This is a genomic window from Micrococcus sp. KRD012, assembly GCF_017168555.1.
GTDB lineage: Bacteria > Actinomycetota > Actinomycetes > Actinomycetales > Micrococcaceae > Micrococcus > Micrococcus luteus.
On record NZ_JABFBB010000024.1, the window covers coordinates 16,461 to 27,727 of the forward strand.

Below are 11,267 nucleotides of genomic sequence, written 5' to 3' on the forward strand. Positions count from 1 at the left end.
CCCGACGACGACGCCACCCTCACCGGCCCGCAGACCCCCACGCCCCAGCGCGTGGCCGCCGTGCGTGCGCTGCGCGAGCTGCTCGCCGCCGGCTACGGCACCGAGGCCCGGCCGATCGCCTCCTACGGCGCCCCCGCGCCCGGCACCCTCGGCGGCGTCTACCCGGACTACGACGACCGCGTGTTCCCCGGCCTCGTGGCCGCGCAGGAGCTGGCGGGCATCGACGTCGACTACCTGCGGAACGTGGACCGGGTGAGCGAGGCCGGCATCGCCGAGGCGTCCCTGGCCGACCTCGGCACGCTGTTCACCTACCTGGTGCGCGGCGAGCGGTTCGCGGACGGGCACGTGGCCGCCGCGATCGAGAACGGCAAGGTCGGCCGCATGCTGGACCGCCTGACCGCGCTGGTCCCCGAGATCCGCTGAGAGCGCACGGTGCGGAATACTGGGCGCATGCCCGCAGCCTCCGACGCCCCCACGCCCGCGCCCCGGCGCGGCCGCCTGGCCCCTTCCGGTGACCCCACTCCCGTGGAGAACGTCGCCACGCACCTGCAGGAGGGGTGGAACCGTTGGCACCGCGCCCGCGCGCTGCGTGCCGGCAACGTGCCGACGGTCATGGCGTTCACGGGCTACGGCAGCACCAGCTGGGTGCGGATCCTCTCCCGTGTGGTGATCGCCTCCGACGAGGAGTTCATGAACGGCCGTCGGCTGTCGAAGGTGGTGGCGGACGGCGTGCGCGGCTGGCGCAACTTCGTGGCCCCGCCCATGGCCTACGCCGAGGTGGAGGTGCAGGTGGGGGACCTGCGCACCACGGTGCGCACGGACCGGATGGGCGTCGTCGACGTCGTGCTGGACGTCGAGCTGGAGCCCGGCTGGCAGACCGCCACCCTCCACGTCGGCGGCCAAGAGGAGCACGCCGTCATGGACCTGTACATCTGCGAGCCGGGCGCGCGGATCGGCCTGGTCTCGGACATCGACGACACCGTGGTGGTCACCTCGCTGCCCCGCCCCCTGCTGGCGGCCTGGAACTCGTTCGTGATCGACGAGCACGCCCGCACGCCCACTCCGGGGATCGCCGTGCTGCTGCGCCGGATCGCCGAGCTCGAGCCGAAGGCCCCCGTGCTGTACCTGTCCACGGGCGCGTGGAACGTGGCGCAGACCCTCACCCGCTTCCTGGGCCGCAACCTCTACCCGCTCGGCGCTCTGCTGCTGACCAGCTGGGGGCCCACGAGGGACCGCTGGTTCCGTTCCGGTCAGGAGCACAAGAGGGTCCAGCTCGAGCGCCTCGCCGAGCAGTTCCCGGACATCCAGTGGATCCTGGTGGGCGACGACGGCCAGCACGACCCCGAGATCTACGCCGAGTTCGCGCAGCGCCACCCCGACCGGGTCAAGGCGATCGTCATCCGGCAGCTGACCCCCTCGCAGGCGCTGCTCGCGGGCGGTCGGGCGGAGGACACCCGCCATTCCACCCCGGGCATCCCGTGGTGCTACGGCCCGGACGGGGCCACGCTGTCCAATCAGCTCGAGGACCTGGGCATCCTGCCCGTCGAGTTCGTGGACGTGCAGCCCGAGGCCTGGCGCGAGGACATCCTCGGCGACGACGAGGCGCCGGCGACCCTCGACGCCGCGGCGCAGCGCGACGGCCGGTCCGCGGACGAGGAGGCCGCCCGATGACCGCCTCGCGCTCCGTCGAGGTCCGCATCCCGCTGCGCTGGGCGGACATGGACGCCTACGGCCACGTGAACAACATCGCCGTGGTGCAGCTGCTGGAGGAGGCCCGCGTGGCGGCCTTCGGCGTGCCCGCGAACACCGGCGCCGGTGGCGGGCAGGCCCCGCCGATCGACCTGCTCGAGGGGGTGGCCCCCGGTGTGCGGACGTTCATCTCCGAGCACACCGTGAAGTACCGGGCCCAGATGCCCTACCGCCCCGTGCCACTGCGCGTGGTGGTGAGCGTGGACGCCGTGAAGGCCGCCTCGGTGCACGTGGGCTACGCCCTGCACGACGGCGTCGACGACACCCTCTGCGCCACCGCGACGTCCGTCATGGTGTTCGTCGACGGGCAGACGGGCCGCCCCGTGCGCATCAGCCCCGAGCAGCGGGCGGCGCTGGCCGGCTGAGGCAGGCTGATGTGGGCTGCTGACTGCCCGGCAGCCGCCCAGCGACATCACCGCCGTGCAGCACGGCTGCGATGTCGCAGAGCGGAGGTCCGCCGCTCGGGCTCGCCGAGTCGGGACCGGGCCCGTGGGACGGCCGTGGATCAGACCGAGCGGGGGACGCCCGCGGCGGTGAGGATCCGCGCCAGCCGGTCCGGCCGCAGGAGGTCTCCCCACGTCCAATGCGCGCCCGCCCGGGTGACCAGCTGCAGGGCCACCTCCCGTTCCTTCTCCCGGCGGATGCTGGCGCGGCGGGCCGTGTCGTCACCGTCGAAGAACGACAGGTCGTACTTGCCCAGCCCGTCGAACTCCCCGTACACCCGCACCTGCTCCCACCAGAAGTCCGTGCGGGCCACCTCGCGTCCGTTCGCATCCCGGTGGCGATGCTGCAGCGCCGTGGGCGGGACGAAGCCGAGCTCGTGGATGATGGCCCGGCTGTAGGACTCGCCGGCGGATTCCGCCCGCGCGTCCGCGAAGTGCCAGGCCCGCTCGAATCGGCGGAGGGCGGCCGCGGATTTGAGTCGGCTCTCCGCCTGCCTCGCCCAGCGTGCGGCCTCCTCGGGCCGGGCTCGGACGAGCGCGTCCAGCGGGGCCACGGCGTCGCGGAACGGGGTGGCCGCCCCCAGCACCAGCAGCACCGTGGGCAGCGGATCCGCCAGGACGGTTCCCAGGCTCTGCCCGTCCGACAGGACGGCCTCGACCGGCTGAGGCGCGGCGGGACGGGAAGCCGGCGATCGTGGGCCACCACGGAGGGGGCGAAGGGACGGCGGGTCAGCGGACCGGCGCCGTGATGCCCGGGCGAGGGGGCGCGCAGCTCGAGCACGGGCGGCTCGACGGCCGGCCCCAGACCGTGCAACCGGGCCGCGGTCAGGCCCGTGAACACCGTCGCGGGGCGGGCGATCGAGAGGGCGACGGCGGACACGACCGCCCTGTCCCACGGACGCAGCGCGGCCCAGTCGCTGACGCTGATGTAGACGCGCGGGCAGAGCCGCACGAGGACCCCGCGGGTCCAGGCGCGTTCGAGACGGCGCCGCGCCGCCCCGTCGTGAGGGTCCGCCGCGCTGAGCAGGGGCCCGCGTCCCGGGAGCAGCGCACGCGAGTGGTCGGAGAGCAGGGTCATGCGGCCCAGTCTCGTGGGCCCGTCGGGGGCGCGACGGGTCGGCCGCGCCGGCGGTGGAGGGCACCCGACGTCGGGGGGCCTGTGCAGGAGCCGGGCGCCCTTGAGCGACCGCCGCCCTGCGACATCACCGCGCGTCAGAACGGCGGTGATGTCGCAGGGCGGCGGAGGATCACGGAAGGGACAGGGCCGGGCCTCAGACCACGCCCTGGGCGATCATCGCGTCGGCGACCTTGATGAACCCGGCGATGTTCGCCCCCGCCACGTAGTTGCCGGGCGTGCCGTACTCCTCGGCGGTCTCCACGCAGCGGTCGTGGATGTCGCGCATGATCTGCTCGAGCCGGTCGTGGGTGTAGTCGAAGCTCCACGAGTCCCGCGAGGCGTTCTGCTGCATCTCCAGCGCCGACGTCGCCACGCCGCCCGCGTTGGCGGCCTTGCCCGGGCCGAACAGCGTCCCGGAGTCGACGAACAGGTGGGCGGCCGCCTCGGTGCAGGGCATGTTCGCGCCCTCGGCCACGGCCTTCACCCCGTTCTTCAGCAGGGTCCGCGCGGCGGACTCGTCGAGCTCGTTCTGGGTGGCACACGGCAGGGCCACGGTGCCCTCGACGTCCCAGACGCTGCCGCCGGTCACGTAGCGGGACCGCCCGCCGCGGCGCTCGGCGTACTCGGAGATGCGGGCACGCTCGACCTCCTTGATCTGCTTGAGCAGGTCCAGGTCGAGGCCGTCCGGGTCCACGATGTAGCCCGAGGAGTCGGACGCGGTGAGCACGGTGGCCCCGAGCGCGGCGGCCTTCTCCGCGGCGTAGATGGCCACGTTGCCGGAGCCGGAGATCAGCACCTGCTGACCGTCCATGGATTCGCCGCGCGTGCGCAGCATGGAGTCGACGAACATCACGGCGCCGTAGCCGGTGGCCTCAGTGCGGACCAGCGAGCCGCCCCACGTCAGGCCCTTGCCGGTGAGGGCGCCGGCCTCGAAGCGGTTGGTCAGTCGCTTGTACTGGCCGAACATGTAGCCGATCTCGCGGGCGCCCACGCCGATGTCACCGGCCGGCACGTCCGTGTGCTCACCGATGTGGCGATGCAGCTCCGTCATGAAGGACTGGCAGAACCGCATGATCTCGCGGTCGGACTTGCCGGCGGGGTCGAAGTCCGAGCCGCCCTTGCCGCCGCCGATCGGCATGCCGGTGAGCGAGTTCTTGAAGATCTGCTCGAAGCCCAGGAACTTGACGATCCCGAGGTACACGGAGGGGTGGAAGCGCAGCCCGCCCTTGTACGGGCCGAGCGCCGAGTTGAACTCCACGCGGAACCCGCGGTTGACCTGCACGACGCCGGCGTCGTCGATCCACGGGACGCGGAAGATGATCTGGCGCTCCGGCTCGCAGAGGCGGTGCATGACCCCGGCCTCGACGTACTGGGGGTGGCGCTGCACCACCGGCCCCAGCGCCTCGAACACCTCGGACACCGCCTGGTGGAACTCGGCCTCGCCGGGGTTGCGCGCGAACACTTCGTCGCGCAGGGTCTCCAGAGACTCATTCATGGTGTCCTCCTCGGACGTCGGGGTAGAGACGCCCCGCGGTGCCCCCGCCGTGGCGCGCCGCGGTCGGAGGAGGCCGCGGTGCCTGACGCCCATCCTGACAGGGAGTGCGCTCTGTTGCCGAAATGAGACGCGGGCCACCCCGGGCCCCGCGTTCGGCTCAGCGCGGCGGCGCCGCCTCGGTGTCGATGCTGGCCTGCTGGCTCTCGCTGTAGCGCGGGCCCGCCACGGTCGCGTCATTGACGAGGTCGTCCAGCCGGGCGACGTCGGCCGGGGTCAGCCGCACCTCGTGCGCGCCCCGGTCCTCGAGCCAGTGCTCCCACGAGGTGGTGCCCGGGATCGCCAGGACGTCCTTGCCCTGGGCCAGGACCCAGGCGACGGCGAGCCCCGCCGTGCTCGTCCCGAGCCGGACGGCCTCGGCCGAGAGCGCCTCGCGCAGCGTCAGGTTGGCCTCGTAGTGGCCCTCGGCGAAGCGGGGCAGCCGGTGCCGCAGATCTCCCGCGTCCAGCCCGCCCAGCCGCGGCGGCGCGTCCGTGAGCAGGCCGCGGCTGACGGGGGAGAAGGCCACGAAGGCGGTCCCATGGCGGCGGCACGCCTCGAGCACGCCCCACTCGGGGTTGCGGGTGGCGAGGGAGTACTCGGACTGCACGGCCGCGATCGGGTGGACGGCCACGGCCCGGGTCAGGGTGACGGCCGAGACCTCGGACAGGCCGATCGCCCCGATCTTGCCCTCCGTGACGGCCTCTGCGAGCGCCCCCACGGACTCCTCGACGGGGACCTCCGGGTCCAGCCGGTGCAGGTAGTACAGGTCGATCCGGTCCTGGCCGAGCCGGCTCAGGGAGGCGTCCACGTGCGCGCGCAGCGTCTCCGGGCGGCCGTCGATCCGCCGCTGCCCGTCCCGCACGAGCCCGCCCTTGGAGGCGAGCAGCACGCGCTCGCGGACGTCCGACCCCGCCCGGGCGAGCGCGCGCCCCACGAGCTCCTCGCTGCGGCCGCCGCCGTAGAGGGTGGCGGTGTCCAGGTGGTCGGTGCCGTCCTCCAGCACGCGGGTGAGCAGGTCGACGGCGGCGTCGTCGTCGAGGAATCCGGAGTAGCCGTGCACGATGTTCATGCACCCGAGGCCGACGGGGTGCACGTCCTTGCCGGCGAGGCGGCGGGGCGCGGCGGGATCGGGCAGGGGGGTCGGGGGTGCGGGGTGGCGTCCATGCCCGCCACCCTAGCCACGGCTCCGGACGCGAGACCCGGACCGCCGGGCGCCCGCCCGGCGTCCGGCCCGGGGTTCAGCCGAACACGCGCGCGGCCAGCAGCGACGGCGCCGTCAGCAGCCGGCGGGCCAGCTCCACGCGGCGGCGCTCCTGCACCGCGATCGCCTTCTCGTAGTAGCCCACGAGCTGCTCGCACAGCACCGGCCAGGTCCGGCCCTGCACCGACGCCCACGCCGCGTCGGCGAACGCGGCCCGCTTGACGTCGTCGTACACGAGGTCCGCGACGTGGCGGCGCAGCTCGTCCAGCTCGCCGGGCGGGTAGAGCCAGCCGGTGCGGGAGGCGTCCACGATGTCGAGGGGGCCGCCGCGGCCGACGGCGACGACGGGCACGCCCGAGGCCATCGCCTCCTGCAGCGTCTGGCCGAAGGTGTCGGACTCGCCGGGGTGCACGAACAGGTCCAGGCTGGCCACGTGGCGCGCGAGGTCCTCGCCCCCCTGGAAGCCGGCGAAGTGCGCGCCGGGCAGCTCCCGCTCGAGCTGTTCGCGCAGCGGCCCGGAGCCGATGACCACGAGGCGGGTGCCCGGCAGGTCCGAGAGCACCCGCAGGTCCCCGACCTGCTTCTCGTGCGCCAGCCGCCCCACGAAGCCCACGAGCTTCTCGCCGTTCGGGGCGAGCTCGGCGCGCAGCGCCTCGTCCCGCTTGGCGGGATGGAATCGGCGGGAGTCGACGCCGCGGCCCCACAGGTGCACGCGTCGCACCCCCTGGCGGTGCAGCTGCCGGACGGTGAACGACGACGGCGCGAGCGTCAGCGTGGCCATGTTGTGCAGGCGCGCCACGTGGCTCCACAGCACGTCCTCCAGCCACGGGGCGCCGTACCGGGCCGCGTAGCCGGGGACCTCGGTCTGGTAGACGGCCACGGAGGGGATGCCGAGCTCCTCGGCCGCCTGCACCGCGCGCCAGCCCAGCACGAAGGGGGAGGCGATGTGCACCACGTCCGGGGCGAAGTCGGCGAGCATGCCGCGCAGCCGGCCCACCGTGCCGGCGGCCACCCGCACGGAGGTGTACCCGGTCAGGGGCACGGAGGGCAGGGTGCGCACGGGGAAGCCCTCGACCTCGCGGGGGGCCTCACCGGCGCCCGCGCGTTGGGTCCACCCGGCGGACCACGAGGCGGCCGGGGCGACCACCATCGCCTCGTCGCCCCGTTCCCGCAGGTGCCGCAGCACCTGGAGGATGGAGTTGGTGACCCCGTTCATATGGGGCAGGAACGATTCGGCGACCACGACGACACGCACGTGGCCGACGCTAAGGACCCCGGACCACGGCCGGGACACCCGCCGACGACAGCCCGGTGACCCCGCGGTGAACTCTCGGGGCGCGTGACGGTCGTCGCACCGGCCCGCGCGGCCCGCCCCCGTCCAGGCGCCGCCCGGAGTCGGGTGGCACCATGGACGGGTGAGTTCCCGCCCCGCTGCGCCCCGTCTGCTGCGCCCCGTCCCCCTGCCGCTGTGGCTGCAGGGGGTGGTCGAGGCGCTCGTCACGGCGATGATCAGCCTGCTCGCGGTCATGGTCCCCACCCTCGCGGTGTGGGCCACCGGCGGGTTCGAGCGGCCGACCATCGAAGGCGCCGTCCAGGTGGGCGGCGTCCTGTGGCTGGCCCTGCACGCGGTGCCCGTCACCGTGACCACGGCCATGCCCACCGCGCCGGACCACCTCATCACCGGCACGGCGTGGCTCGTGCCGTGGGGCCTGACCCTGCTCCCGCTCGCGCTGTCCTGGCGGGCCGGCCGGCGCCTGGCCCGCGCGTCCTACCGGGACCAGGCGTGGCAGGCCTTCGTGGGCGCGGTGGGGGCCTACGCCCTGGTGGGGCTGGCCGTCGCGTTCCTGCCCGGCACGGACGAGCTGACGGCCCACCCCGCCCCGGCGGCGCTGCTGCCCGCCCTGCTCTTCGGCGTCGCCGCCCTCGCGGGGGCGCGGCGCGAGGCCGGCACCTGGGCGCACCTGATCGGCCTGGACCTCACGGAGCGGATCTCGCGGCGCTCGCAGTACGAACGCTGGGCCGGTTCGTACGCCTGGTCCGTGGTGCGCGCCGCGGTCCTCGCCGTGCTCGCCCTGACGGGCCTGAACGCGCTGCTCGTGGCGGGGCGGCTGGCCGTCGAGTGGACCGCCGTCGTCACCGTGGCCGAGGCGATCGGGGGCGGTCCGCTGGGCGGCCTGCTCCTGGCGCTGCTGCAGATCGGCTGGCTGCCCACGTTCACCGCGTGGTCGATCGCGTGGACGGCGGGCCCGGGGTTCTCCGTGGGCGCGGACAGCCTCTACTCCGTGTTCGGCGCGACGCCGGCCACCGCGCCCGCCCTCCCGGCGCTGGGTGCGCTGCCCGGGACGTGGTCGCCGTGGCAGCTGCTCCTGCTGGCCGTGCCGATCGGCGCCGGCGCCGTGGCCGGCGTGTGGCTGCTGCGGGAGGGGGAGAACCACCTCGACGACTGGCTGCACACCCGCCACGGCAGCCGCGCGGTGTCCTTGACACTGTCCACGCTGGCCCTGGCCGTGCTCACCGGACTGCTCACGGGGCTGCTGCTGCTCGTGCCGCTGGCCCTCACCTCCGGGACGCTCGGGCTCGGCGCGCTGACGGACATCGGCTCCCACGTCTGGGCGGTGTGCGCCGCCGTCGCCGGGTGGGTCGCGCTGGGCTGCGCGGCCGGCTACCTCACGGCCCTGGCCGTGACCGGGCACCGGGACGGGACGACGTCGGTGCCGCGGTCCGGCGACCGCGCCTCGGGCCTGCGCGACCGGCCGTCCCCGCGCCGGGCGCGGGACTGACGCCCGCGGCTCAGGGCCGCAGCTGGGGCACCCCCGTGCGCTCCTCCACCTGACGGGTGAACTCGTCCGCGCACGCCTGCTGCGCCCGCACGGTGAGCGCGGAGGCGCCGCACTGCTCGAGCTGGACCGTCGCGTCCCACGCGAGCAGCGGCAGCGCCGCCGTCGTCATGCCCATCAGCGCCATCGCCATGCCGGCGGACGCCACCGCGCGGGGCAGCCCCGAGCGCTCGGCGCCGCGGCTCGTGACCCACACGCGCACGCCGAGCACGAGGGCGACCAGCCCCAGCGCGAGGGCGATCAGCTTCCACGGCAGCACGAGGGAGAAGGAGAGCACCATCCCCAGCAGCGCCACGGACTGCCACAGCAGGGCACGGCCGGTGCGCACGCGGCCGGGATCCGGGGCGCCCTGCGGCGGGCGGGGCGGGAGCCGTGCATCGTGCCTCTTCCCCCACGGGGGAACGGGGGCGGACACCCCCTCACCCTACGATGGGCGCATGCGCATCGTTGCCCTCGTCTCCGGTTCCGGCACCAACCTGCAGGCCGTCCTCGACGCCGTCGCCTCCGGCGCCCTGGACGTGGAGATCGCCGCGGTGGGCGCCGACGTCGCCGACGCCGGCGGCCTGGAGCGTGCCCGCGCCCACGGGATCGAGACGTTCGTGGTGTCCCCGAAGGACCACGCGGACCGGCGCGCGTGGGACGAGGCGCTCGCGGACGCCGTCGTCGCCTACGCGCCGGACTGGGTGGTGTGCTCCGGGTTCATGCGGATCCTGGGCGCCCCGCTGCTCGAGCGGTTCGAGGGCCGCATCCTCAACACCCACCCGGCCCTGCTGCCCTCCTTCCCGGGGGCCCACGGCGTCCGGGACGCGCTGGCGCACGGGGTGAAGGTCACCGGCTGCACCGTGCACGTGGTGGACGCGGGCGTGGACACCGGCCCGATCCTCGCGCAGGCCGCGGTGCCCGTGCTGGACACGGACACCGAGGCCGAGCTGCACGAGCGCATCAAGGTCCAGGAGCGGGCCCTGCTGCTGCGCGTGCTCGGCGAGCTCAGTCGGCGCTGACCTCGAGGGTGCGGCCGCGGGTCTCCGGGGCCAGCGCCAGCATCGCCGCGCAGGCCAGGACCACGAGCCCGCCGGTGACGGCGAACGCCCCCGGCAGCCCGAGGGCGGGGACCAGCGTGCCCACGAAGAGCAGCGGGCCCAGGCCCGCGCCCACCCGCGAGGCCGCCGACGCCCAGCCGAAGCCGGAGGCGCGCAGCGTCGTCGGGTACAGCTCGGAGACGTACGTGTAGAGCACCGGGATCGCGACCTGCACCACGAAGCCGAACGTCAGCACGAGCGGCAGCACCGCGGCGGGCACGTCCAGCACGCTCGCCAGCCAGACGGTCAGGGCGCTCGCGACGACGGCGCTGACGGCCAGCAGCCAGCGGCGGCCGGTGACCTCGATCAGCACGGTGGCCACGACCACGCCGAGCAGGCCGGCCGCGGCCATGCCGGAGGTCATGATGAAGGCGCGGCCCTCCGCGTAGCCGGCGTCGATGAGGAACGTCGGCAGCCACTGCAGCGCGATGTAGTAGACGAGCATGATGGCCACGAACAGGGCCCAGGCGACCGCGGTGATCCGCGGGGAGAACCGCCAGACCGCGGCGAGCTGTGCGCCGACGCCGCCGGAGCGGGCCGGCTCGGCCGGGGGCATCGCGTAGGGCCGGCGGGGTGCGCCGGTGGCCGCCACCATGCGGTCGATGACGGCGCGGGCCTGCGCCTCGCGGCCCCGGCTCATCAGGAACAGCGGGGACTCGGGGATGCCCAGGCGCACGACGAACACGAGCAGGGCCGGCAGGACCATGGCCAGCAGGGGCAGGCGCCAGTCGCCCCACGTGCCCACGAGCCAGGCGGAGACGAGGCCGCACAGCGCGGCGCCGACGGGCCACCAGCCGTCCATCGCGGCCAGGACGCGACCGCGCAGCCGGCGCGGGGTGAACTCGCCCACGAGCGCGTAGTCCACGGGGATCGTGCCGCCCAGGCCCATGCCGGCCACGAACCGGAACAGCGCGAACCACAGCAGGGAGTCGGTCAGCGCGCCCGCGATCGTGAACACGGAGAAGATCGCCAGCGTCCACGCGAACGCCGCCTTGCGGCCGATGCGGTCCGCGATGGTGCCCCACAGGAACGCGCCCACGGCCATGCCGATGAGGTTGGCGGTGCCGATCCACGCGGCGTCGGCCTTGTCCAGGGCCCACTCCTCGCGCAGCAGCGGGATCATCACGCCGTTGAGCGTGACGTCCCACGCGTCGAACATGAAGCCCAGGCCGCCGATCAGGAAGATGCGGCCCTGGACGGACCAGCGCCACGGCAGCTCCTGGACGACCGCCTCACCGGTGGGCAGGGCGGCGTCGGGGGCGACGACGTCGGGCGCGGGCCCGGGGTGCGCGCCGTCGGCGCTGGGG

General features: G+C 74.7%; 11 protein-coding genes. 5 read left to right on the plus strand and 6 right to left on the minus strand.

Annotation, left to right across the window (positions count from 1 at the left end):
- From J1M37_RS10030 to J1M37_RS10040, 3 genes are all read left to right on the plus strand, one after another.
- Positions 1–423, plus strand: a 423-nt coding sequence (locus J1M37_RS10030; RefSeq protein ID WP_206452548.1) for a DUF6508 domain-containing protein, incomplete at its 5' end; no start/stop codon positions are given.
- Between the two features lie 27 nt (positions 424–450).
- A complete protein-coding gene (locus J1M37_RS10035) occupies positions 451–1,671 on the plus strand; it encodes an App1 family protein (RefSeq protein WP_043275839.1) in 1,221 nt (406 codons plus the stop codon).
- Positions 1,668–2,114: an acyl-CoA thioesterase gene (locus J1M37_RS10040; protein WP_002853740.1), complete on the plus strand. Its 447-nt coding sequence runs from the start codon at positions 1,668–1,670 to the stop codon at positions 2,112–2,114. Before J1M37_RS10035 ends, J1M37_RS10040 begins: the two co-directional genes overlap by 4 nt.
- A 140-nt stretch (positions 2,115–2,254) precedes the next feature.
- On the opposite strand, the gene J1M37_RS11600 is transcribed toward J1M37_RS10040, so the two are convergent.
- The 4 genes from J1M37_RS11600 to J1M37_RS10060 all read right to left on the minus strand — a co-directional run bounded on the left by J1M37_RS11600 (position 2,255) and on the right by J1M37_RS10060 (position 7,299).
- Entirely contained in the window at positions 2,255–2,788 is a 534-nt protein-coding gene (locus tag J1M37_RS11600; protein WP_241251017.1) for a hypothetical protein, read from the minus strand.
- Between the two features lie 675 nt (positions 2,789–3,463).
- Positions 3,464–4,804 (minus strand): NADP-specific glutamate dehydrogenase, encoded by a 1,341-nt coding sequence (gdhA, locus tag J1M37_RS10050; RefSeq protein WP_020621604.1) that lies wholly within the window; start codon positions 4,802–4,804, stop codon positions 3,464–3,466.
- Positions 4,805–4,961: 157 nt separating this feature from the next.
- On the minus strand, positions 4,962–5,912 hold the full coding sequence (locus J1M37_RS10055) for an aldo/keto reductase (protein ID WP_206452549.1): 951 nt from the start codon (positions 5,910–5,912) through the stop codon (positions 4,962–4,964).
- Positions 5,913–6,081: 169 nt separating this feature from the next.
- Positions 6,082–7,299 carry a glycosyltransferase family 4 protein gene (locus J1M37_RS10060; RefSeq protein WP_061866968.1) on the minus strand — a complete coding sequence of 406 codons (1,218 nt, stop codon included), beginning with the start codon at positions 7,297–7,299 and terminating at the stop codon, positions 6,082–6,084.
- Positions 7,300–7,459: 160 nt separating this feature from the next.
- On the opposite strand from J1M37_RS10060, the gene J1M37_RS10065 reads away from it, so the two are divergent.
- Positions 7,460–8,824 carry a cell division protein PerM gene (locus J1M37_RS10065; RefSeq protein ID WP_245231978.1) on the plus strand — a complete coding sequence of 455 codons (1,365 nt, stop codon included), beginning with the start codon at positions 7,460–7,462 and terminating at the stop codon, positions 8,822–8,824.
- Between the two features lie 10 nt (positions 8,825–8,834).
- Here the strand turns inward: J1M37_RS10065 and J1M37_RS10070 are convergent, their stop codons facing one another.
- Entirely contained in the window at positions 8,835–9,209 is a 375-nt protein-coding gene (locus tag J1M37_RS10070) for a hypothetical protein (RefSeq protein ID WP_342345144.1), read from the minus strand.
- 109 nt (positions 9,210–9,318) lie between these two features.
- On the opposite strand from J1M37_RS10070, the gene purN reads away from it, so the two are divergent.
- Positions 9,319–9,882 (plus strand): phosphoribosylglycinamide formyltransferase, encoded by a 564-nt coding sequence (gene purN / locus J1M37_RS10075; protein WP_020621609.1) that lies wholly within the window; start codon positions 9,319–9,321, stop codon positions 9,880–9,882.
- Here purN and J1M37_RS10080 read toward each other — a convergent pair.
- Positions 9,869–11,267, minus strand: a 1,399-nt coding sequence (locus J1M37_RS10080) for an MFS transporter (RefSeq protein ID WP_241251018.1), incomplete at its 5' end; no start/stop codon positions are given. The genes purN and J1M37_RS10080 overlap by 14 nt on opposite strands.

Bases quoted from the DNA above. Each gene is read 5' to 3' on its own strand.
- gdhA (WP_020621604.1), bottom strand. From the start codon at position 4,804: ATGAATGAGTCTCTGGAGACCCTGCGCGACGAAGTGTTCGCGCGCAAC.
- J1M37_RS10035 (WP_043275839.1), top strand. From the start codon at position 451: ATGCCCGCAGCCTCCGACGCCCCCACGCCCGCGCCCCGGCGCGGCCGC.
- J1M37_RS10040 (WP_002853740.1), top strand. From the start codon at position 1,668: ATGACCGCCTCGCGCTCCGTCGAGGTCCGCATCCCGCTGCGCTGGGCG.
- J1M37_RS10055 (WP_206452549.1), bottom strand. From the start codon at position 5,912: ATGAACATCGTGCACGGCTACTCCGGATTCCTCGACGACGACGCCGCC.
- purN (WP_020621609.1), top strand. From the start codon at position 9,319: ATGCGCATCGTTGCCCTCGTCTCCGGTTCCGGCACCAACCTGCAGGCC.